The organism is Flintibacter sp. HCN-6482, from assembly GCF_037892565.1.
Taxonomy (GTDB): domain Bacteria; phylum Bacillota; class Clostridia; order Oscillospirales; family Oscillospiraceae; genus Lawsonibacter; species Lawsonibacter aceti.
The window spans coordinates 828,283-851,179 of sequence record NZ_JBBKBK010000001.1 but is presented as its reverse complement, the minus strand read 5'-3'; the positions used below and the strand labels follow the sequence as shown (position 1 = coordinate 851,179).

General features: G+C 53.5%; 23 protein-coding genes. 4 read left to right on the top strand and 19 right to left on the bottom strand.

What is annotated here, in order from left to right; all coding sequences use genetic code 11:
* Positions 1-68: 68 nt before the first annotated feature.
* From WKS99_RS04260 to WKS99_RS04245, 4 genes are read right to left on the bottom strand one after another with little or no spacing between them, the layout of a single operon-like run.
* A complete protein-coding gene (locus tag WKS99_RS04260; RefSeq protein WP_340405379.1) occupies positions 69-1,217 on the bottom strand; it encodes an AAA family ATPase in 1,149 nt (382 codons plus the stop codon).
* Entirely contained in the window at positions 1,207-1,539 is a 333-nt protein-coding gene (locus WKS99_RS04255) for a plasmid mobilization protein (protein ID WP_262668987.1), read from the bottom strand. Before WKS99_RS04255 ends, WKS99_RS04260 begins: the two co-directional genes overlap by 11 nt.
* Before the next feature lie 3 nt (positions 1,540-1,542).
* Entirely contained in the window at positions 1,543-2,616 is a 1,074-nt protein-coding gene (locus WKS99_RS04250) for a site-specific integrase (protein WP_340405378.1), read from the bottom strand.
* Positions 2,616-2,807, bottom strand: a complete 192-nt coding sequence (locus WKS99_RS04245; protein WP_262668984.1) for a DNA-binding protein — start codon at positions 2,805-2,807, stop codon at positions 2,616-2,618. Before WKS99_RS04245 ends, WKS99_RS04250 begins: the two co-directional genes overlap by 1 nt.
* Positions 2,808-3,338: 531 nt before the next feature.
* Between WKS99_RS04245 and WKS99_RS04240 the strand changes: the two genes are divergently transcribed.
* Genes WKS99_RS04240 through WKS99_RS04230 form a run of 3 tightly spaced genes read left to right on the top strand, consistent with a single transcriptional unit; the run spans position 3,339 to position 4,494 of the window.
* On the top strand, positions 3,339-3,851 hold the full coding sequence (locus WKS99_RS04240) for a helix-turn-helix domain-containing protein (protein ID WP_262668983.1): 513 nt from the start codon (positions 3,339-3,341) through the stop codon (positions 3,849-3,851).
* Positions 3,852-3,888: 37 nt separating this feature from the next.
* Positions 3,889-4,182 (top strand): hypothetical protein, encoded by a 294-nt coding sequence (locus WKS99_RS04235; protein WP_262668982.1) that lies wholly within the window; start codon positions 3,889-3,891, stop codon positions 4,180-4,182.
* 60 nt (positions 4,183-4,242) lie between these two features.
* Positions 4,243-4,494 (top strand): hypothetical protein, encoded by a 252-nt coding sequence (locus WKS99_RS04230; RefSeq protein WP_243200926.1) that lies wholly within the window; start codon positions 4,243-4,245, stop codon positions 4,492-4,494.
* 615 nt (positions 4,495-5,109) lie between these two features.
* Here the strand turns inward: WKS99_RS04230 and WKS99_RS04220 are convergent.
* From WKS99_RS04220 to WKS99_RS04190, 7 genes are all read right to left on the bottom strand, one after another.
* Complete coding sequence (locus WKS99_RS04220) at positions 5,110-5,877, bottom strand: class I SAM-dependent methyltransferase (RefSeq protein ID WP_004010385.1); 768 nt, start codon at positions 5,875-5,877, stop codon at positions 5,110-5,112.
* Between the two features lie 50 nt (positions 5,878-5,927).
* Positions 5,928-7,847 (bottom strand): tetracycline resistance ribosomal protection protein Tet(W), encoded by a 1,920-nt coding sequence (tet(W), locus tag WKS99_RS04215; protein WP_031474227.1) that lies wholly within the window; start codon positions 7,845-7,847, stop codon positions 5,928-5,930.
* 372 nt (positions 7,848-8,219) lie between these two features.
* Positions 8,220-9,407, bottom strand: a complete 1,188-nt coding sequence (locus tag WKS99_RS04210; protein WP_228275371.1) for a plasmid recombination protein — start codon at positions 9,405-9,407, stop codon at positions 8,220-8,222.
* Positions 9,408-9,853: 446 nt separating this feature from the next.
* The gene (locus tag WKS99_RS04205) at positions 9,854-11,008 is read right to left on the bottom strand and encodes a helicase RepA family protein (protein ID WP_031474225.1); all 1,155 of its coding nucleotides are present in this window, start codon (positions 11,006-11,008) and stop codon (positions 9,854-9,856) included.
* 3 nt (positions 11,009-11,011) lie between these two features.
* Positions 11,012-11,332, bottom strand: a complete 321-nt coding sequence (locus tag WKS99_RS04200; protein WP_004010381.1) for a plasmid mobilization protein — start codon at positions 11,330-11,332, stop codon at positions 11,012-11,014.
* Between the two features lie 3 nt (positions 11,333-11,335).
* Positions 11,336-12,412 carry a site-specific integrase gene (locus WKS99_RS04195; RefSeq protein WP_004010380.1) on the bottom strand — a complete coding sequence of 359 codons (1,077 nt, stop codon included), beginning with the start codon at positions 12,410-12,412 and terminating at the stop codon, positions 11,336-11,338.
* A gap of 13 nt (positions 12,413-12,425) precedes the next feature.
* Complete coding sequence (locus tag WKS99_RS04190; RefSeq protein ID WP_004010379.1) at positions 12,426-12,614, bottom strand: hypothetical protein; 189 nt, start codon at positions 12,612-12,614, stop codon at positions 12,426-12,428.
* 166 nt (positions 12,615-12,780) lie between these two features.
* On the opposite strand from WKS99_RS04190, the gene WKS99_RS04185 reads away from it, so the two are divergent.
* Complete coding sequence (locus WKS99_RS04185; RefSeq protein ID WP_004010378.1) at positions 12,781-13,338, top strand: helix-turn-helix domain-containing protein; 558 nt, start codon at positions 12,781-12,783, stop codon at positions 13,336-13,338.
* Between the two features lie 923 nt (positions 13,339-14,261).
* Here WKS99_RS04185 and gdhA read toward each other — a convergent pair.
* The 8 genes from gdhA to WKS99_RS04145 form a co-directional block, all read right to left on the bottom strand.
* Complete coding sequence (gene gdhA / locus WKS99_RS04180) at positions 14,262-15,614, bottom strand: NADP-specific glutamate dehydrogenase (RefSeq protein WP_147572750.1); 1,353 nt, start codon at positions 15,612-15,614, stop codon at positions 14,262-14,264.
* 260 nt (positions 15,615-15,874) lie between these two features.
* The gene (locus tag WKS99_RS04175) at positions 15,875-16,750 is read right to left on the bottom strand and encodes a GNAT family N-acetyltransferase (RefSeq protein ID WP_147572748.1); all 876 of its coding nucleotides are present in this window, start codon (positions 16,748-16,750) and stop codon (positions 15,875-15,877) included.
* Between the two features lie 58 nt (positions 16,751-16,808).
* The gene (locus WKS99_RS04170; protein WP_147572747.1) at positions 16,809-17,018 is read right to left on the bottom strand and encodes a PspC domain-containing protein; all 210 of its coding nucleotides are present in this window, start codon (positions 17,016-17,018) and stop codon (positions 16,809-16,811) included.
* Positions 17,019-17,144: 126 nt separating this feature from the next.
* Positions 17,145-17,723, bottom strand: coding sequence for a hypothetical protein (locus WKS99_RS04165; protein ID WP_147572745.1), 579 nt, complete (start codon positions 17,721-17,723; stop codon positions 17,145-17,147).
* Entirely contained in the window at positions 17,720-18,901 is a 1,182-nt protein-coding gene (locus WKS99_RS04160; RefSeq protein WP_147572744.1) for a DEAD/DEAH box helicase, read from the bottom strand. The genes WKS99_RS04165 and WKS99_RS04160 overlap by 4 nt, the downstream gene beginning before the upstream one ends.
* 244 nt (positions 18,902-19,145) lie before the next feature.
* Complete coding sequence (locus WKS99_RS04155) at positions 19,146-20,519, bottom strand: S1C family serine protease (RefSeq protein WP_340405377.1); 1,374 nt, start codon at positions 20,517-20,519, stop codon at positions 19,146-19,148.
* Positions 20,520-20,657: 138 nt separating this feature from the next.
* Positions 20,658-21,815 carry a sporulation integral membrane protein YtvI gene (ytvI, locus tag WKS99_RS04150; protein ID WP_186852313.1) on the bottom strand — a complete coding sequence of 386 codons (1,158 nt, stop codon included), beginning with the start codon at positions 21,813-21,815 and terminating at the stop codon, positions 20,658-20,660.
* Between the two features lie 145 nt (positions 21,816-21,960).
* Positions 21,961-22,824 carry a DegV family protein gene (locus tag WKS99_RS04145; protein WP_340405376.1) on the bottom strand — a complete coding sequence of 288 codons (864 nt, stop codon included), beginning with the start codon at positions 22,822-22,824 and terminating at the stop codon, positions 21,961-21,963.
* Between the last annotated feature and the right edge of the window lie 73 nt (positions 22,825-22,897).

The window sequence follows — 22,897 nt, the reverse complement described above, 5'->3', positions numbered from 1 at the left end:
GACGATTGTGACGGTATTTTCGATACCGCACCCGCTGTCGTTTTAATCGTCATAACCGTCACCAATCGTCACACACTCTGGTCAATGCGCTTCAAACAAAGGCTGCTGCCCTCTCTGATTCTCTTCGCAGTGTACTGAATCTGATACTCGCTCAGCAGCTCGCTGACTTTCACATTCAGTTTTCTGGTAAGAATATTCGGCTGCATATCCTTGCCCATCAGTGCAAGTAGCTCTGTTGCGCTGCCTTTCCACTCTGTCAGCTCACCATGAAACAGGTGGCTGATTTCCTCAAGAAGCGGGTCAGGCGGTTCCTTCCAAAGCTCGTTTTCTTTTCTCTCCAACTCCCAAATCAGCCGTTCCTGGTTCTTGACCAGATAGAGCTGCTGATCTGGCTGATTTCGGCCCACAATACTGAGCGTTGCTTTGCTGGAAGTTCGTTTCTCTTTCTCCAGCAGGAATGAGCCATCTGCACATCCCAGCAGTCCAGTGGTGCCGGAGATTTTCTCGAAAGTGTCACCCGCCGGCTGTTTGCGGGTATGATGGACAATTAAAATGAAGATACTATGCTTATCAGCAAAGTTCTTCAACGCTCCGATTACCTGATAATCGCTGGTGTAGCTGTAATTGTCGCTGGTTGCCTCTCGGACCTTTTGCAGCGTATCTATGATGATGAGTTTGGTTCCCAGATATTTGTGGAGCGCAAATTCCAGCTGTTCATCCAGTCCGTTTCCAACTTGTTTTGCAGCAGTTGCAAAGCGGAGCTTGTCCGTTCCGTTTACCCCAAACATCCGATACATTCGATCTTGCAGCCGCTTTTCGTCATCCTCCAGTGCCAGATAGCGGACATCGCCCTGTCGGGCGTTGTACCCCCACAAGGGCTGTCCAGTGCTGACATGGTAGGCAATCTGTGCCACAAAAAACGACTTGCCGATTTTGGGCGCTCCCGCCAAAATATAGGCTCCTGTATAAAGCAGGTCATCAATGATTGCCTGCTTTCCTACATACGGTGTATCCAGCAGTTCATTGTGGGACACCATATGCAGGTAACCGGGAGCGTTGATTTCGTCCATTTTACGGCACATAGCCATAAATTCATCCTCAGAAAGGTTGCTTTGCGCCCGAGAGTTTGATACAATTTCAGTGTTAGTTTTAACGGACGGCTGCCCTGCATCTGCGCCAACAGATGCGTTTGGGGCGGTCGTTTTCTTATTTTCCATAAGTATCCTCCTTCATGCCATTCATGATGATGGCAACCATCTCGATGATATCCAGCAGTTCATCATCAACACCGGCACCAGCTTCAATCCTGCGCAGCTCATCCAGAATGTCTGTCATCTGATTTCGCAGCGCCTTGAACACTCTGGGATTTCCCTGCACGACCACATCTTTGCAGAGCAGACGTCTGGTGATGTAGTCCTGCTTGGTCAACCCAGTGAGCCTCACGGCTGTGTCAATCTGTGCGTTTTCCTCTTCCGAGACACGGAATGCCACGGTTCGATTTCTCCAACGATTGTGATTGTCCAAATTCTTTGCTGACATGATTTAATCATTCCTTTCCATATTCAGCTTTTCAGCCATTTCTTTCTGCTTTGACGGGAACAGGTGGGCATAGTTGTAAGTGATGTCGATACTTTCATGGCCCACTCGATCTGCGATTGCTGTTGCCGAAAATCCCATATCGATGAGAATTGAAATTGCGCTATGACGAAGATTGTGTATTCTGATTCTCTTTACCCCGGTCTCCTTAGAGCCTCTGTCTATCTCCCGATGGAGATAGCTTTTCGTGATGGTGAACATCCGGTCATCCTCGCCGATGTCATACTGCATTTTCAAGTAGTCCTGAATTTCATCGGTCAGAAACTGCGGCATGGTGATGGTTCGATTGCTCTTTTCAGTCTTGGGCGTGGTGATTACATCCTGGCCTTTCAGTCGCTGATAGCTCTTGTTGATGGTCACTGTACCTTTCTCAAAGTCGAAATCTGCCGGGGTCAGTGCCAGCAGCTCACCTTCTCGGATACCGCACCAGTAAAGCATCTCAAAGGCGTAGAAGGACATTGGCTTGTCCATCATCGCATCGGCAAACTTAAGATATTCTTCTTTTGCCCAGAACAACATCTCACGGTTTTTCTTCTTTCCCATACTGCCAGCTTTTGTGCAGGGATTTTCCCGCAGATTGTAATACCGTACAGCGTGGTTGAAAATAGCGCTAAGTTGATTGTGAACCGTTTTAAGGTAGACAGGCGAATAGGCTTTTCGCTTATCGTCCTTATAGTTCAACAGTTCATTCTGCCAGCTGATAATCTGCTGCGGGGTAATACTGCTGATTTTCAGCTTGCCAAAGTAGGGCAGCAGCTTTGTTTCAATGATGTGATTTTTCATCTCCCATGTGTTTTCCTTGATGCGTCCAGCTTTGTCCTCACGGTAACGCACCACAAAGCTCTGAAAGGTCATATCCAAGCTTGAGGAAACCAGATTCATCTGTTCCCGTTCCCATGCCTGAGCTTCTCGTTTGGTCTTAAAGCCTCGCTTCTGGGTCTGCTTTTTCTCGCCAGTCCAGTCGGTATAGCGGTATAGGACACGCCAGGTACCAGTTTTTTCTTCCTTATAAACAGACATTACATTTCCTCCTCTTCTTTATAACAGAACTTTTTCATGAAGAACGCCCGGTTCACTCTGCCGGAAACAACCATATAGCCCATCGCTTCCAGCTCGTCATTGAGGGCTTTCATGATTCGGTAGGCATGAGAGTTGGAAACGTCCAGCTCTTTTGCTACATTGTCCACACGCATAAAACGGTTCTCTTCCATATAAAATCCTCCTGTTCATTTTAATTGATCCCTTACAAGCTTCATTTTCAAACTGGTTAGGCATTCCCCCTTTCAACACGATTTTTTGTTTTCCTGCTCTCCGAACCGCTGACAGTGGATCAGCGCTCATCTTTTGATCTCCGCTTAACTTACGAAGCCTCTCACCGGATTTCGGTGGGGAGTATCTTCTCTCTGCTGTCATCGCCGCCTCCGGGAACTGCCCGGATTTTTCAAAGCTGGTAGTGATCGCTCACTCCTTTGCGGAAGGTCTTGGCGTACCCTTTGATGTGGCTCATCAGTTTCCTGATTGTACAGAGAGATTGTTGCTCGGTAGAGTGTTATTCAGTTTTCAAGGTTCATCCGAAGTTAAACATATTTGCTTTGTAAAAATGATTATACTAAACATTTTGGCTTATGTCAACAGGCTTGCAAGAAAATATTAAGCAAATTTATTTAACGTTCCTTGACTATCCTAAACATATCTGCTATATTAGAGATAACACAACACCGCATATAACAGGAGATGATGCTATGGCAATCGGTGAAAGAATTCATTTTTTCCGCAATAAGTGCGGAATGACACAAAAACAGCTTGGAAAGCTGCTCGGTTTCCCTGAAAAATCCGCAGATGTACGTCTGGCTCAGTATGAAACTGGCTCAAGAACTCCTAAAGCTGACCTCACGGCTGCTCTGGCACAGGTTCTTGAAGTCTCACCAAATGCTCTTTCTGTACCGGATATAGACTCCTATATTGGCTTGATGCACACGCTGTTCACGCTGGAAGATCGCTATGGTCTGTATGTTGACGAGGTGGACGGAGAGATTTGTCTAAAAGTCAATGTACGAAAGAACCGTGATGCTGCTGAGCTGCACCAGATGCTCTGTGCTTGGCGTCAGGCCGCAGCCATGCTTCAAGCTGAGGAAATCAGCCAAGAGGACTATGACAACTGGCGGTATCACTATCCGGAGTTTGACACCACACAGAAGCGAGCAAAAGTTATGTCACAGGGGCTAAGTGATATGCTAATAAACGATTTGAAGTAATCGGTAACTATCAAGTTTGCACTAAGGAGGTAGCGAGATGGAATACACCGATAAAGAGAAAGAGATTATGGCTCTTGTAGATTGCACAGATTTCAGAAACCTATCGAAAAGCGATTTTATAAGCTATGCTTCAAAACTAAACGAATTACGCCCTGAAGTAGCCGCCCAGGTCATTGCACAATATCCTGAATACGTCAATTTTGTTCACTCTTGTTTGAGTGAATATAAGGGTGTACTTGATGCCATCATTGCAAGCGATGATACCAACCTGAAACAGACTTTTGATCTCATTCAGCAGGAAATAGAGCATTCGAATCAAAGCCGTACTTAGTATATTCAGTTTGCGGAAAAGGTTCAGACTGATTGCAGCAAATGTCTTGATAACCCCGATATGACGCCTGAACAGCGACAAGAAATTATCGACCGAGAAATCGAAATTATGAAAATGGTTGACCAAAAAGATACTGAAGCCAGACAACAAGAACAAAGTGCTGTGCAGGAAGCAGAGCAGAAAGACTCTGAAAAACGGATGTTCAACTGGAAGGTTATCGGAAGTGCAAGCTTCTTAGTCCTTACTGCCGTTGGAATTGGAACCGCTGTGCTTGGCGGCAAATTCAATATAAAACTCCCGACTAAAAAGTAACTTCATCAAAATAACACTTGATAAAACAAAAAAAGAGCTAACCGGTTTAACAAAACCAGTTAGCTCTTTTTCTATCAATAATGAAAATTTGTTGCCATTTCGTTGCCACAAAGCTCCGAAATCGCTACTTTTCCGGCTCTTGAACCGGGAAAGTCAGGTTATGAGATTATTCCCACTCGGCAAATTCAGATATAGTAGGGTGTATTTGAGGTGATTTCGCAGGAAAAACTTTCGCAAATATGTTAATATTCCACCTGCTATTTTCGGCTGTAAAGTTTATTAGTATCAAAATAGTATCACAAAAGGCTGGGAAATACAACAGAATTATGTGGAGCTCTACATAATTCCGGCACGGACGGACGCTGTCAGGCACAGCGGATAACAGCCTTGCAAGAGGCGTTGTACCTGCGCTGGATATATTCTTGATAGGCTTTCTGGTCTGTCATGGAAATTCCCCCTCTCTGAATAATAGTGCGGGGCGGCAGCACTCCTTGCTGTCGCTCCTTGACTGCCTAACTGCGAAACCGGGCGGGGCTGTCAACGGTGGGCGAAGCCCGTTCATCTTGACCGCCCGCTGGCTCGGCTGGCTTTGCTATTTACCCGACAAACTTGAATTTATTGTAAGGTATCACGTTTTACCTTCTTAAGCCTTACTATCATTACCATAGGAATTTCTTTGTTGGTTTTGAAACATTCTTCATAAAATCCATCAATGACAAATCCAGCTCTAAAACAAAGGTTAAAAATATCTTGTATGGAACGATGATAATAAATCTGCTCTTTCGGTTGCCCTTCAATCGCTATATCATAGTAACTGTGCGGTGTCATATATTTTTCAGTCAACGTGACAAAACAAGGGTGTTGCGTTGCAAAGACAAAAATTCCGCTTTCCTGCAACAGTTCATAAACAGCCATAAGAAGTGGTTCAATATCCGTAATATCCATAATTGCCATATTAGAAACTGCTTTCGTAAAGGCTCGATTTCTTTTTAATTCTAATATACTTTTTCTATTGGTCGCATCCGCCACACAAAATTCAATTTGTTTTGCATATTGTGATTGCCGTCTTTTAGCCAATTCTATCATTTTTTTGCTGTAATCAAAAGCGACAACCGAAGCGCCTCTTTGTGCAAGATACGAAGAATAATTTCCATTGCCACACGCAATATCCAAAATATAATCCGCAGGATTAGGAGATAGAAGTTCCGTTACTTTGGGACGCACTACCTCTCTGTGAAATTCATTAGATTCGTCACCCATTGCATTATCCCAAAATTGTGCGTTCTCCTCCCAGATTTTTTTACTTTCCTCTGTTCCCATGTTCTCTCCCACTCCCAAAATTTGCTTTTTTGCTTCCATTAAATCTTCCTTACGATATTCCATTGTTACCCTCCATAACTTCTGATTGTTGCCGTCTTGACGATTATGTATCTTTACATTACCTTCTGAAACATATGGCGCACCTTGTCCAGGCGGTTGTTTGGACGGCGGGGCTGGATGACCGGCTGGCCGACAGCGGCCTGATACCCTTTTAGCTCTGTAAGGCATACGCTCTGCCCGTTGGTGTAAAAGGCCAGATCAGTACGGTATGCCTGTATACAGCGGGCGGGAATCTCGCCAGTAAAGACAACTTCATCCTTTTTTACCTGGGCCGTTTCGATGGTGGCACAGTATTTCGGTGCATCATGATAAGCCCTGGAAAGGTATTCCTGGGGCGCATAGAGGGTGAAGGAGAGATAAGGTTCCAGCAGCTGCGTCCCCGATTCCTTCAATGCCTGTTCCAATACAATCGGGGCCAATGAGCGGAAGTCCGCCGGCGTGCTGACTGGACTGTAATAAAGCCCGTATTCAAAGCAAATCTTACAGTCCGTTACGTTCCAGCCGAACAAGCCCTGCTCCAGCCCGTAACGGATACCATCCCTGACAGCGTTTTGAAAACTCTGGTTCAAGTATCCCAGCGAAACCCGGCTCTCGTATTGTACGCCGGAGCCAAGCGGGAGTGGTGTAACAGACAGTCCGATAGATGCCCAAAACGGGTTGGGCGGCACCTCGATATGGATGGTGTGGCTGGCTGCTTTGAGCGGCCGCTCCATATAAATGACGGTGGGTTCCTTTACCACTGTTTCAATCTTGTATTTTTCCGACAGCAAAGCGGAAACGACCTCCAACTGCACCCGGCCCAAAAAAGAAAGAATGATCTCATGGGTGATGGAATCCACTTCGCAGCGCAAAAGCGGGTCAGTATCCGCAAGTTGCGTAAGAGCGTCCAGCAGCCGTTCTCTTTGCGCTGCCGTTTTCGGCGCAATCGTCGTCCGCAGCATGGGGAGGGGGGCCTCGCGCCACCTTTTACGAGGGAGCCGGGTTTGATCCCCTAATACATCGTTTAACCTCACGCTGTCGCTGGGAAGGATAACAATTTCGCCCGGATAAGCGGTGTCTGTCCGAACAATTTCCCCTTTGGATGGAATACGCATCTCTGTGATTTTCAGCTTTTCTCTCCCGGCCAGGGCCACCGTATCCCGCAGGCGCAGCGTTCCGCTGTATAGCCGCAGATAGACACGCCGCTGGCCGCAATCGGTGTACTCAACCTTGAAAACGCTGCCGCATAGGGTGGCGCTCCCCTGTTCCCCAATCGGTTGGAACAGTCCTGTCACCGCATCCATCAACGGTTGAATGCCAAGGCCCTTTTTGGCGCTGCCATGATAGACCGGAAACAGGGAGGCTTCTTGAACCCGCCGCTGTTCCTCCCGCGCAAGTTTTTCCTGGCTGATTGGTTCTCCTGCGATATACTTTTCCAATAATGCATCGTTATTTTCGATGACCGCATCCCATGCTTCTATGTCGGTATTTTCCTCCAGGACTATTTCCGGGGACAGCGACACCGTCTGCTTGATGATAATATCGGCGGAGAGCTTATCCCGAACAGACTGAACCACGCTCTGCAAATCAACGCCAGCCTGGTCGATCTTGTTGATAAAGATAACGGTGGGAATGTTCATTTTCCGCAGGGCATGGAACAGAATACGGGTCTGGGCCTGCACGCCATCTTTCGCGGAGATCACCAAGATGGCCCCATCTAAAACAGCCAAAGAGCGGTACACCTCCGCCAAAAAATCCATGTGGCCGGGCGTATCCACAATGTTAACTTTACATCTGTGCCACTGGAAGGAAGTGACTGCCGCTTGAATGGTAATCCCACGCTGCCGCTCCAAAAACAAGGTGTCCGTCCTCGTTGTCCCTTTTTCGACGCTCCCTGGTTCTGAAATGGCTCCACTGGCATATAGCAGACTCTCCGTCAAGGTCGTCTTTCCAGCGTCTACATGGGCAAGAATCCCGATATTGATAATGTTCATGTCTATCCTCCATACAAGGCCCGAATGGGCGCAAAAATCCCCAGCGGCTAATACTTTTACCGCTGGGGATCATGACTTCGGACACACAGAAACATACACGACTTACATAAGCCGCGGTCCGTCACGATATTTACTAAAAAGGCAAAAGTATTCTTAAAATTGGGTACAAAAACCAAGCCCCTGCAAGGGGCAATCATTTTTGCGCCCATTATCAAATTTTATTTAAGAATACCTTGCCGCATATTTGATAGACTCCTCAAATCAGGATAATAGCAGTATATCATAGTACGCTCTAAAAAACAAGAAATCATTTTACCGATTCCACAAATAAAATCGGAGGGTATTCACTGGAATACCCTCCGGTTTTGGTGATTATCGTGCGTCTATCCGAATTTTTGACTTTGCGGCCCGTTTCCGTTCCTTTTCGGCATGTTCCTGCTGGTAAGCTGCCTCTAATATTCTGTCCACTTGTTCTGGGCCAAAGGCCCTTTTGACCCGCTCATAGTCAGCGGAGACTTGCCGCATGGCCTTGTTTTCCAACTTGACCTCCTGCAATCGATCAGACAGGCGGATGTTGCTCTCCCTCACCCGGCCATAGTCCCCTTGCAGACGCTCAAATTTCCCCCGCAGCTCCACATAGGCCAGATACAGGGAGCGCAGCACCTTGACGATTTGGGCCAGCAGGGGCTTTGCCTTTTTCTCTCGGTAGGCCCGGCCTGTTTCCAGCGTTCCCGGCTCCGGCAAAATCTCCTCCGGATTGGCGGAGAAATCCGCTGCCAACCGCTCCATATTTTTCACCGCCGGGGCAAGTTCTTTGAGCCGCCGTTCCTGGCTCTCCACCTGGTTTTCTTTCTCCGCCTTGACCGTCTCCAGAACGGCGATCTCCTTTGCCCGCTGCTCTTTCTTGTAGTCCAGCACAGACAAGTGCTTGTCGTGGGTGCCTTTGTCCTCCCACTCAATCCCGTGGCGCTCCATGACCAGGGAAAGCTGCTCCTTTTCCGAGCGCACCCACTGGCTCCACTCTGTGTCCCCTCTGGTGCCGCCCTGGAAACCCTGGGCCGCTAACGCCTGTTTCAAAGATACCCTCGTGTCCAGCCCTCGCTTGCTCCCGGTGGTGAATGGTACAAAGTCAATGTGCAGATGGGGCGTAGCCTCGTCCATGTGGAGGTGGGCAGAGAACACCCGGAGTTGGGGGTTGCGCTCTTGAAAGCCCTTCATGTACTCGTCCAAAACCGCTGCCGCAAGCTGTCCCTCCTCGCTGTCGGCGCTCATATCATCTCGATTGCCCACTTGCAGGATGATTTCATGGAACGGCTTTTCCTGCTTGCCGGAGCGGATCTTCTCATAGTAATCCTCTATCCTTCTGTCGGCCCTGGTTTGTTTAGCGTTGTACCGTTCCAGAGCCTCGTCAAAGAGTTCATGGTACACCGCCTTGATATTCTCCTGGCAGTAGGTTATATTCAAGTGGGAGCGTTCCGGGTCAGTGTTCTTGGCGTGGAATTTTCTACTGTTATGGTTCACCGATCCTTGGCCCACCATGGCGCTGATTGTCCTTTTCAAATCAATCCCTCCTCCCTTTTCCGCCGCGCAAGCGGCGAGCCTTTGTTACTTTCTGCGAAAGTAACGCAAAAGCACTTTTGACAGCCTGACGGCCATCAAAAGCGCATTTGCGCCCTACGGGGTGGTGTGGGGGCTTTGCCCCCGGCAACTGCGGTTGCCTCCCCCAGCAGGGCCGCCCTTTGAAAAGGGCACCCTGCACCCCGCCTAAACTTTGTCACTCGCCGTTGGGCAGGGTGGAAAGGCCAGGGGCCTTTCCACCGCCCGGCAAGTGTTTTCCGTGGGCCGAAAGTCAAGGGGTACGGGTTGTATTGACTTGCGGCAATCTCCACCCGCAGGTATGCCCCCCTTGACTTTCGCCCCCGCTCCCCGTGACAGCCGTGACGACCGTGACGATGTTTTACACACCGCCTCCGCACTCCGAAAAGCTGTCACAGCTGTCACGGTCGTCACGCCTGGGGTTCCTCCAACGTGAGCTTGATACTCCGCCCGGCATGGGTTCGGGCGCTTTCATAGTGGATGTGGTACTCATAGGACAGCCGCCACGCCCGGACATTCAGCCGCATAGCCAGGGCATTGGGTTTCATATCCAGCCCCAGGGCGGCGACAAGTTCCGTGGCCGTCCCTCTCCACTCTGGCCGTTCCGCCGTTACCAGGGCGGCAACAGCCTCCAACACCGGGTCAGGCGGCTCCTGCCGCAGCTCCGTTTCCCGCCGCTCCAGCTCCCACACAAGCCGTTCCTCGTCCCGCTTGAGGTAGAGGCGCTGGTCTTGCTGATCCCGCCCAGAAATGTCCAGGGTGGCGGCGTTGTCTGCCCGCCGCTCCTTTTGGAGCAGAAAGGCCCCGTCTGCCGCACCCAATAAGCCGTTGGTGCCGGAGATCATATCAAACTTATCATCGGCCTGCTGCTTGCGGGTGTGATGTACAACCAGGAGGCAAACCCCGCTTATATCGGCAAACCGTTTCAGTTTGGTGATTACCTCATAGTCGTTGGCATAGCTGTACTTCTCTGCCCCGGCCTCCCGGATTTTTTGCAGGGTGTCGATGATAATAAGCCGGGTGTCCGTGTGTTCCCGGACAAAGCCCTTTAGCTGCTCCTCCAGGCCACCGCCGAGCTGCTTAGCTCCGATGGCAAAGAACAGGTTTCCGGTACTCTCTACTCCAAACATCCGGTACAACCGCTCCTGTAAGCGACGGTGGTTGTCCTCCAGGGCCAGATAGAGGACTGTCCCCTGGCGCACCTCATACCCCCACAGGGAAAGGCCCATACTCACATGATAGGCAAGCTGGGCCATGAGAAAGGACTTGCCCACCTTGGGAGCGCCCACAAAGAGATATGTCCCCGCATAGAGCAGACCGTCTACCACAGGAGGTCTGCCGGGGTACACCTGTTCGTAGAGGTCATTCATAGACACGGTAGGCAGATAGGCCGGGTCATTGACCCGGCTTATCTGCCGCAGGATTTCCTCCAAATCTCTTTCCGGGGGCTTGTGTTCTGTCACGCCCTCTGCTATACTTTGGTTAGGTTTTTGTGAGAGCGACTGTCCCCCGTCTGCGCCAACAGGCGGATATGGGGCAGTCGTTTTCTCTTGCAATCTATCCATCTATCAATCCTCCCTCATGCCGTCCATGATGGCGGCGATCAGCCGGATGGTGTCCAGCAACTCCCCATCCACGCCATTCCCGGCCTCGATACGCTCCAGTTCTTCCAGAACGGCGGCCAGCTCGTTCCGCAGGGCCTTATACACCCTGGGGTTGCCCTGTACCACCACATCCCGGCACAGCAGCCGTCGGGTGATGTAGTCCTGTTTGGTAAGGCCGGAGAGCCGCACAGCGGTTTCAATTTCCCTGTCCTCATCCGGGGACACCCGGAAAGCCACAGTTTTGTTTCTCCAGCGGTTGTGTCGGTCAAGATTTTTCACTGACATGATTTAGGCCCCCTTTCGCTCCATGTCCAGTTTGTCCGCCATCTCCGCCTGCCGGGTGGGGAACAGGTGGGCGTAGCGGTAGGTAATATCAATGCTTTCATGTCCCACCCGGTCAGCGATTGCCAGGGCCGTAAAGCCCATGTCAATGAGCAGCGAAATGTGGGAGTGCCTCAGGTCGTGTATTCTGATCCGCTTTACCCCGGCCTCTTTCGCACCCCTGTCCATCTCCCGGTGGAGGTAGGATTTTGTCACCGTGAAAATGCGGTCGGTGGGCTTCACCCCATACAGGCTCTTGATATAGTCTCGCATTTCTTCACAGAGGAAAGCGGGCATTTGAATGACCCGGTTGCTCTTAGGGGTCTTGGGGTCGGTAATCACATCCTTGCCCTTAATCCGCTGGTAGGACTTGGAGATGGTGACGGTCTGTTTCTCAAAGTCGAAGTCGCCAGGAGTGAGGGCCAGCAGCTCCCCCTCCCGGACGCCGCACCAGTAGAGCATTTCAAAGGCGTAATAGGAAAGGGGCTTGTCCATCATGGCCTCGGCGAATTTCAGATACTCCGCCTTTGTCCAGAACAGCATTTCCCGTCCCTTTGGCTTTCCCATATTGCCCGCCTGGGCAGCGGGATTGACCTTTAGATTGTAGTGCCGTACCGCATGGTTGAACACGGCGCTCAACTGATTGTGCAGCGTTTTTAAGTACACCGGAGAGTAGGGCTTGCCGTTCTTGTCCCGGTAACCCAGCATTTCATTCTGCCAGGCGATGACCTCCTTGGAGTGAATGTCGCACATCTTCCGCTTGCCGAAGTACGGCACCAACTTCTTGTAGAGGATATGCTCTTTCGTCCCCCAGGTGTTTTCCTTGATACGGCCTTTCATGTCCGCCACATAGACAGCCACGAAGTTTTCAAAGGTCATTTCCAGGTCGGCGGTCTGTTGTTGCAGGAATGTCCGCTCCCACTCCAGAGCCTCCCGCTTGGTGGGAAAGCCCCGTTTCATTTTCTTTACTTTCTTGCCCGTCCAGTCCTCGTAGTAAAAGGACGCATACCATGTGCCCTTTGCCTTGTCTTTGTATGCCGGCATTGTGGTTCCCTCCTTATTGTCTGTCCCGCAGCCCATAGAATTTTTCCTCGAAGTAGCGCCTGCTTACCCGTCCGGGAATGGTGAGAAAGCCTTTTTTCTTCAGCTCCTCGTTCATCTCCCGCACCAGCTTGTAGGCGTAGGGCTTGGAAATGCCCAGCTCCCTGGCGACCTCCTCTGCTCTCACAAACAGCTCCTTTTCCATGGTCAGCACCTCCTTATTTTAGTTTCGCAAATATGTTAATGTCACCATCTTCATTATACATTAACATAAGTGTTAATGTCAAGAATTTATTTCGCATTTTTGTTAAAGATTATCTTGCATCTTTCGCTTTTTTGCGCTATACTATTGGCAAAGGCGGTGGGATATTATGACAGTCGGAGACAAGATAAAGAAAATCCGCACCTTTCGAGGCATGACACAAAAGGAATTGGGGCTTGCTATCGGCTTTGAGGAAAAGGGAGCGGACAACCGGATCGCCCAGTATGAGACGAATTACCGTGTTCCGAAACGGGAACTGCTGGACAAGATGGCCGAGGCGCTGCGGGTAGACCGCCAGAACTTCTACACCATCGCCCCCGGCTCTGCCGAGGACTTCATGCGGACATTCTTCTGGCTGGACGAGGACAGCCCTGGCGCTATCCGCCTGTTCCAACTTGTCCGCAATCCGGGCAGAGCAGGGGCCGCTGATGATACCGCTGTACGGTACAATGATAGCGATGACTGGCCCGCACACCCTCCCGTGGGTATGTACTTCCAGTATGGCCTTGTGGACGAGTTCATGCGGGAATGGCTTTTTCGTCAGCAGGAGTTACACGCCGGGGAGATCACCAGGGAAGAGTATTTTGAATGGAAACTCAACTGGCCCCATACCTGCGACGATGGCCTGGAAAGCGAATATTATATCCCTTGGCGGAAAAATAAATAAGACAAGCAAAAAAACCGCCCTGCTGAATTTGTCGTTCAGCAGGGCGGTTTTGCTTGTCCTTTTGGGATTTTTCTCTTGAGAATACCGGGCGGACACAAATAGTATCAATCCAGTATCAAGAGCAGTATGGACGGGCAAAAAAGCCTGTATTCATGCGGGTTTTCGCCGTTTCGAGCGTCATTCCCACTCAATAGACTCTGCGAGATATTGGATTGTGAGATTTCAGACGTTGTACAGTATGTACCGGGGAACAAAACAGAACAATAAAGAACACCCACAGGCCGAATAGCCTGCGGGTGTTTTGCTGTTTAGGCGAAATACCGTCCTTCTTATAGGGGCGCATATTGCGTGACCGTCATATTTCAACAGAAGCGGCCCCCGATGGACCTTGGCGCAAATCTGATGGCCTGTCGTGCCTGCGGCGCGCCACTTTCCAGAGAAGGAAAGTGGCCAAAGTTCTCCGGGGTCTCGACCCCGGACCCCAGGGGAGCCATCCGGGCAGCGATTTTGTATCTCCGGTGCGGCGGTCATCGAAAAGCAAGCCGTCCCCCATCCGCGCGTCCCACGCGCTGACTGTCTGTCACCGCCGGCCGCCGCTCCCACGGGATAATAGGCACCTGGCGGGGTGCCAATCACGGGGTGCTTCTGGAAGGCGGCCCGGCGGCCTTCCTGATTTTAAGCGCCGGATCTTCCCCCAAGGCTCTAAGTAGTGCGTCCCCCGTAAAACGGGGGAGCGGGGGTGGGGCCCCTGTGGGCCCTGTCCACCGGGGCCTGCCCCGGTGGCGGTTTGGTTCCTTTTCTGCCATGGGCAAAGGAACCCGCCGCTGTCTCTCTATGCCCAGCGCATCCCCCACATCGTATTTTTAATAAAAACGCCTGCCCCTCTCAAATGGAGGGGCAGGCGTATCAGTTTGAGATAAGGCTTAGAAGATGCCCTGTGCCATCATGGCGTCAGCGACCTTCTGGAAGCCCACGATGTTTGCGCCGGCTACCAGGTCATAGCCCAGGCCATAACGCTCGGCAACTTCCACGGAGGAGTGGTAGATGTTCTTCATGATGCCCTTCAGCTTGGTGTCCACTTCCTCAGCGGTCCAGTAGAGGCGCTCGGCGTTCTGGGCCATCTCCAGCTCAGACACGGACACGCCGCCGGCGTTGACGGCCTTGGAAGGAGCGACCACCATGTGCTTCTGGCTCTTCAGGAACTCCAGAGCCTCGTTGGTGGTGGGCATATTAGCCACCTCGATGTAGTATTTCACGCCGGACTCAGCGATCTTCTTGGCCCAGTCGAGGTTGACATCGTTCTGGGTAGCGGCGGGCATATAGATGTCCACGTCCTTGACGCCCCAGCACTTGGCGTTGGGAACGAACTCGCAGCCGAACCGCTCGGCATAGGGAGCGCAGTGCATAGGATCCTTGGCGCGCATCTCCAGGATGTAGTTCAGCTTTTCCTCGGTGTCCACGCCATCAGGATCGTGGATGTAGCCGTCAGGACCGGCGAAATAGGTAACCTTGGCGCCCAGTTCAGCGGCCTTCTTCATGATGCCCCAGCCCACGTTGCCGTAGCCGGACATGGCGATGCGCTTGCCCTCGATGGACTCGCCGTCGTGCTTCAGGGCCTCGCACAGATAATAGACAGCGCCGAAACCAGTGGCCTCGGGACGCATGATGGAACCGCCGGTGCAGACAGCCTTGCCGGACAGAGCGCCGAACTCGGCGGCGCCCACGATGCGGCGGTACTGACCGTACATATAGCCGATCTCACGGCCGCCGCAGCCCAGGTCGCCGGCGGGGCAGTCGATGTCCTGGCCGATGTGGCGGTACAGCTCGGTGATGAAGGCCTGGCAGAAGCGCATAACCTCGGCGTCGCTCTTGCCCCGGGGATCAAAGTCGGAGCCGCCCTTGGCGCCGCCGATGGGCAGGCCGGTCATGGCGTCCTTGAAGACCTGCTCAAAGCCCAGGAATTTGATGATAGACAGGTTTACAGAGGGGTCAAAGCGGATGCCGCCCTTATAGGGGCCGAGGGCCGCGTTGTACTGCACACGGTAGCCGCGGTTGACGTGCCAAACGTGGTTGTCATCCTCCCAGGTGACACGGAACTCGATGGCGCGCTCAGGCTCCACCATACGCTCCAACAGAGCGGCCTTCTCATACTCGGGATGGGCGTTGATGACGGGCTCCAGAGAAGACAGAACCTCCTCCACGGTCTGCAGGAATTCGGGCTCGTTGGCATTTTTGGCCTTGGTATCGGCCAGCACGCGCTCAATGTACTTGTTCATTGTGACATTCCTCCTGTTATAATATGTTGTACGGGATGAATTGACAGATTACTTGCATTTTGCCGAGATACAGAGATTTTCGCTAGGAAAATCCTGAATCAAGGTCCTTTATATGTATAGCATATCATAAAAAATGGAAGAGTAAAGCAAGATTTTTGTGGAGGTTACCACAGCTAAATGACTGTGGCAGAAGAAAGCAGCACCAAAAAACGGCCGTTTCAACAAAAAGAAACGGCCGTTTTTGGTGAATATGCAAGTTTTCAGTCAAAGGCTAGTCCCAGGTAGCCCGTGGACGACCAGTCCCAGCCTTCCGCCCCTTCCGAATCCAGCCATTTCAGCATCCCGAAGGGGACCGGAGAGCCCTCCCGGACTGGGGAGCGGACCTCCAAAATGGAGGCCCCCAGCAGGGAGAGCAGGCGCCCCTTCTCCTGGACAAAGCCGGCGGCCTGGGGGCCGGCCAGCAGCTCTTTTACCACGGCCTTCTCCTGGCTGGCCCACTCCACACACAGCAGGGCGGGACCATAGGGGGTATCAGCCCGGTAGAGCCCGCCGCCGCCCAGGGCACAGCAGCCGGCCTGATAGGTGAGAGCGTCCTCGGGATAAAAAATATGGGGAATATCCTCCAGCAGCTCCTCCCGCAGAGCGCCGTAGCCGGCTGGGGACAGCGCCTCCAGGGAGAGGGACGGCGGGACAGGGGAGCCGGGGCGCTCCGCATTTAGTTGGCTGACCTGGCTCTGGTGAACAAAGCACTCCCGAAAGCCGTTGGCCCCAAAAAAGCTGTGGAGGCTGGGTTCGGCCGGGACGGTGGTGACCGCGGGGATAGACAAGGTGCGGAAATACTCGTCCGCCCCCTTCAGTAGCCGGGCGGCCAGCCCCTTTCCCCGGCAGTCCGGATGGGTGGCCACGGCGTAGAGGTAGGCTGCCCGGAATTTTCCCCGGCCCGGCACCACAAAGACGGTGTCGAACCAGGCGGTCATAGAGCGGACCTGCCCCTCCTCCTCCAGTACCAGCACCCGGTCCGGGCGGTAATAGGTGTGAAAAAAATTGTCCACATAGGCCCCGTCGTCGCCAAACGCCAGGGACCAGAGCGCCCGCAGGGCGGGGATGTCTGCGGGAAAGGAAAGTCGTGTGTCCATGTCGGTTCCTCCATTGTAAAGATAAAAAGGCCTCCGGAGGGAGGCCTTGGGGTATGAATCAGTACCCAGGGTACACGTCGCTCTTTTTTGGCATGATGATGGCACAGATCAGATAGGCCCAGAGACCCACTGAGAAGGCAAAAAAGGCGATGACCCAGCCCACCCGGACCAGAGTGGGGTCGAGGTCAAAGTATTCCGCCAGACCACCGCACACGCCGCACAGCATTTTATAACTGCCCTCGGTCCGATACAATCGTTTAGATCCCATCAAGTATTCCCTCCAATGTGATATGAGATGACTTCCTCTTTCTGATACCAGCATACGCCAAAGCCGGTGAAAAATCCATGGGAAAAAGATTAAAAGAAGATAAAAAGCGGATGGAAATGCCAATCACTATCGGCGGTACAGCCAGGCCTTGCGGACGAGCAGGGCGGCGGAGATGGTGAAAAACACCTCCAGCGCCGAGGAGACCATCTGGGGGATGAGAAACAGGACCCCGCAAATGCCTACGATAATAAACCAGGCCCGGAGCAGGGGGACATACCGGTCCGGCTGACGCCGGTATAGGGCGAGCAGGGCGACCAGCAGGGCCAGCATCAAGAGGACACAGGCCAGAGCGGCCAGGATCACATGCAAGTCGGCGTATCGGGGAAACTGCTCCGGGAGATAGGGGATGGCTAGAGCATAGCAAAGGGACAGGCAGGCGGCCAGGGTGAGCAGAATGGCGGCGGTTTGAGCCACACGGCTGCGCAGAATGGAGGCCAGCTTCATCAGCATCAGGAAGAAATAGCCTCCCGCCAGCACGCCCCAGTAGAGAAAGCCCCGGTAGTGGTCCGGCCCGGTCACCGCGATGACGGAAAAATTGGTGGAGAACCAGGCCCGACTGCCCGCAAAGAGCAAGGTATAGGCCGGGATTAGAAAGCAGGCGAACAGATCCAACAGGAGGCCGCTCCGCCGTGGACCGCCTCTCATGGGCGCTCCACGGCGGCCACCAGATCGCCCCGCTCATTAAAATATACCTTGCGGATATCGCTGCCGGTGACCTTCTGGATGTCGTCCAGCCGAAGCCCCTCGGTAATAGTAGATACCAGGGAGAAGGCGACCCCGTGGCGCTTGGCCCGGCCGGTGCGGCCGATGCGGTGGATATAGTATTCGTTCTCGTCCGGGACATCATAGTTAAAGACGGCGTCCACATCGTCGATATCCAGCCCACGGGCAGCCACATCGGTGGCTACCAGTACCCGGAGCTGGCCGTCTCGGAATTTCTGGAGCGTCTTTTCCCGCTGGCGCTGCTGGATATCGCCGTGGATGGCCTCGCAGGAGATGCGCCGCATGGACAGCAGACCGGCCAGGCGGTCTGTCATGTTTTTGGTGTTGCAGAAGGCGATGACACGCTCATAGTCGCCCATGTCCAGCAGCCGGGCCATAGTGTCCGCCTTCTCCCCCCGGTCTACATCCAGGCGGTACTGGGCGATATCGGGCTTGTTGTCCTGATCAGCGTGGACGGTGATTTCCACCGGGTCTCGCTGATAGACCCAGGAGATGTCCATTACTTCCCGGGAAATGGTGGCGGAGAACATCCCCAGGTTCCGGCGCTGAGGCATTTTGTCCAGAATGTGGGTCACATCCCGGACAAAGCCCATGTCCAGCATCCGGTCGGCCTCGTCCAGCACAACAGTTTGAACCTGGTCCAGCCGGACTGTGTGCCGCTTCATGTGGTCCATCAGGCGGCCGGGAGTGGCCACCACGATCTGGGGGGACTTTTTCAGCTGGGTGATCTGCTTTTCAATGGGCTGCCCGCCATAGAGGCAGACTACCCGCACGCCCTCTTTAAAGGCGCACAGGTCCCTTAGCTCGTCCTGGATCTGGATGGCCAGCTCACGGGTGGGGGCCAGCACCAGGGCCTGGACCGCGCTGCTCTCCGGATCAATGTGCTCCACCATGGGGATGCCAAAGGCGAAGGTCTTTCCGGTGCCCGTGGGAGCTTTGGCGATGACGTCCTTCCACTCCATGAAATAGGGGATGGCGCCGGCCTGGACAGGGGTGGCCTGAACATACCCCTTCTTCTCGATGGCCCGCATCAGTGCGGGAGAGAGGTCCAGCTGGGCATACCGGACCGATTCGTTGACAGATGTTCCGTTGATCTCCATGTTTGTTGTTCCTTTCTGTGTTCGTGGATGTGATCCAAGGCCTTCCAAACAGACACAGAAAAAACGCCCTTCCCGGCGCGGCCCCGAATCAAAAAGGACGAAATAGCTCGCCCCCAATATTATTCCATAATAAATTATAACGTTTTCTCTGCGGTTTGTCCATCTTTTTCCAAAAAGAGAGAACCGGCCCCATCCCAAGGACAGAGCCGGTTCTTTCAAGAAGGAATCGAGAATGAGAGAAGGATCACCAGCCGAAGCTTCCAAAGGGCCACTGGTAGTAATAGCCGCCATTCGGGCTCTGCTGCTGGCCCTGCTGTGTGTTCTGCTGGTTCTGGTTAGCGGCCTCGGTCTCGGCATTTTTCTCGTCGAAGGTGACGGTCAGCTTGACCTCCTGCTGCTGGCGCACCACGGTGAGGGTGGCGGTGTCCCCGGCCTTGTAGTCGGAGGACAGGGCCGCAGTCAGAGCGGAGGGGGAGTCCACTGCGGTGTCGTCGATGGCGGTGATGATGTCATTGACCTGCAGGCCGGCCTTCTGGGCGCAGGAGCCCTCGGCCACATACTCCACTACCGCGCCGGCGGGGATGCCATAACGCTGAACGCTCTCGTCCACCACATTGACTTGAACGCCCAGATAGGGCTTGCCGGTAACATAGCCGTGCTCGATGAGGTCAGATATGATTTCCTTCACGTCGTTGATAGGGAGCGCGAAGCCCAGCCCCTCGGCGGACACACCGGAGGTGGACTCTGTGTACTTGGCAGATACGATGCCTACCACGTTGCCATAGCTGTCAAACAGAGGGCCGCCAGAGTTGCCGGGGTTGATGGCGCAGTTGGTCTGGAGTACATTGAGGGTAGTGGTTTCGGTCTGACCGTTAGCATTTTTGCTGGAGGTGGTGATCAGCCGGTCTAGGGCGGATACGATGCCGTCAGTGAGGGTATAGGTCAGCTCACCCAGGGGGTTACCTATGGCGTACACGCTTTCGCCTACCACCAACTGGTCGCTGTCGCCCAAAGTCACAGGCTGTAAGCCGGCAGCTTCGATCTTCAGTACGGCCACGTCGTTGTCCTTCTCACCGCCCACCAGTTTGGCGGTATATTTGTCTCCGTTGGAGAAGGAGACCTCAATGGTGACAGAGGAATCATTGACCGCCTCCTCAATGACGTGGTAGTTGGTGACAATGTAGCCGTCCTGGGTCAGTACAAAGCCGGAACCGCTGGCGGCGGAGGTGGTGGTCTGACCAAAGATGTTCACCGTGGTGTTTACCGTGATGCCGACGCAGGAGGGCAGGTTGGCGGCATATAGCTGTTCGGGCGTCATGGGCTGGCCGCTGTTGGTGTTGACCATCGTATCCACCTGGGGGCGCTCCCCCTCATAGATTACGGTATCGGGGGCGGTCAGACTTTGGTACACGGCCGCGCCGCCAACGCCCGCTCCGCCGCCCACAACAGCGCAGGCCAGCAAAAGAGCGGCAATACGCTTGCCGCGCCCCTTTTTCTTTGGGGGCTCGCTGGGATGAGCAGGACCACCAGAGGTGGGAATGGGGTCGGTATAGTCGCCGAAGCCACCCCGGTAGCCGTCGTTTTCACTGTTATAAAAGCTGAAGTCGGGATACTCCATGTAAATGCACTCCTTTCAAGAAGGGCCTTGGGGCCGCCCCTCTTTGAACTGTGGATATCATACCGCCGAAATATGAAAAAAGCATGAAGAAAAAGGATAAATTTTTTGAACTTTCCCAAAACAAAGTTTGAAACCAGGTCACATCTGCTCTGGCCGCTGGGAGAGAAGGGCGGCGATGTCCCGCACAGCGGCGGCGATGTCCAGCCGGAGCCCGCGGAACATCCCCATTCCGGCCAGATTCAGCAGAACCAGCAGCAGGATAGGCCCTAGAATCATACCCAGAACTCCGGCTACCTGCATCCCTACATAGATACTGACCAGAGAGGCGATAGGGGATAGACCAGTCTGGTCCCCTACGAATTTGGGCTCCATTACCCGGCGGAACATGGCAATAATGCCCCAGATGACCATGATCTCGATGGCGTCGAGGTAGTTGTGGGTAAACAGCGCGATGACGGCCCAGGGGACCATGACCGTGCCGGCGCCGATGATGGGGATAAAGTCCATAATGGCCAGTCCCAGAGCCAGCAGAAGGCCGTACGGCTGACGGATGACAAAGAAGCCGATGAGCAGGATGAAGAATACCCCGATGGAGAGCAGCAGCTCCGCCTTCAAATAGCCTCCGAAGGCCCCCAGGGCGGTGGCCCGGACCTGCCCCAGAAAGTGGAGCGTCCCCTCGTCCAGATGTTGAGCGGCCCGTGAGCGGAGATAGGGGTAGTCCGCCGTCAGCATAAAGGTTGCCATGACAAAAAAGACCAGAGCCAACAGAAAGGAGGAGAAGGAGACTGCCTTCTCTCCAGCATAGGTGGCCAGGTTCCCCAGGTCAGGGGCCGCCGAGGATAAGGTGTCCACCAGCCAGTCGAGAAAGCCCTGATCCGGGCCGGCGATCTGGATCGGGAACTGGGCCACCACCTGTTGAAACATCTGGTCCAGCTGGTCCAGTACACTGATGCCGGCGGCCACTACCCCGTCCCAGTTCTCCGCCAGACTGATGACCTGACGGACAACCGCGTAGCCCAGCCATCCCAGGGCACTCCCTACCAGACCGAAGAGGAGGAGCAGAAGGAGCAAGGTCAGCACGCTTCGGGACCATCCCAGCTTGCGCTGGAACCACTTGACCAGGGGGTTGAGCAGGGCGGCAGCGATGAGGGCGCAGACAAAGGGGGCAAAAAGTGTCAGTAGGGGCCGTCCAAAAAAGGACACCAGAAGGACGGCGGCCAGAGACAGCACCAGCCGGATGGCCAGCCGCAGCCACAGGGCGCCCCGCTGGGGCCAGGTCAGTTGCCCAGGCTTCATTGGTATCATATCCCTCCCTGTTTTTCAGTATCCTACTCTACCTTACCAGAAAAAGCATGAATAAAATGTAAATTTCGGGATGCCTGCCTGTCCCAGAGAAAGAAAAAGGTCCGACTGCTCGCCACAGCCGGACCCAAAAAGAGTTTTATGTGCGATATACCAGACCAATTACATTGGGGCCGGCGTTGATGGACACCACACCACCGATGAAATACTCCAGGGCAGGCTCACAGCCTAGCTCCTGGCGGCAGGCTTCTAGCAGTTTGCCAGCCTGCTCCAGGTTATTGCCATGGACGACCAGATAGGGGCTGTTAGCGCTCCGCTCCTGTTTGCACAGCTCCACAACAGCGGAAATCGCGTTTTTCTCCCCCCGCGCCTTGGACAGTATCTTGGACTCGCCGTTGGCGAAGGTCATAATGGGCTTTAACCCCAGGGCTTCGCCCATGAAGGCTGCCGCGGCGGAGATCCGGCCGGATTTTTTGGCAAACCGCAGGTCAAGAGGGGCGAAGATCACCCGGACATGATCCACCCAATCCTGGATAAAATCCACGATCTCTCCCGCCTGGGCGCCGGCAGCAGCCATCTTGGCCCCCTGCACCACCGCCCAGCCGTAGCCCATGGTGTAGTTTTTGGAGTCGATGATATGGATATGGAAGGTGTCCTGGGCATCGGGGTGGTCCTCATAGAACTCGTCCCGGGCCTGTATGGCGTTGCCATAGGTGGCTGAACCCTTGGAGTTGATAGAGGTGTGGATCAGATCGGTATAGCCCTCTTTCCACGCCTTCTCAAAGCATTCAGTGAAGAGATAGGGGTTCAACTGGGCGTGGGTCGGGATCTGAGGGCTGTCCAGCAGCATCTGAAAGAACTCGTCGGGAGTGAAGTCAAAGCCGTCCATATACTCCCTGTCGCCCATCGCGATGGGAAAAGGGAGGACCTGGATGTTCCACTCCTCCCGCAGAGCGGCGGGAATATCGGAAGCAGAGTCGGTAGAAAATTTAATATGAGCCATGGGGGGCCTCCTTAAAAAGATAGGATAAGCGCCTGGCGGGACATAAAAGGATCGAGAGTATTATCCCAGATGC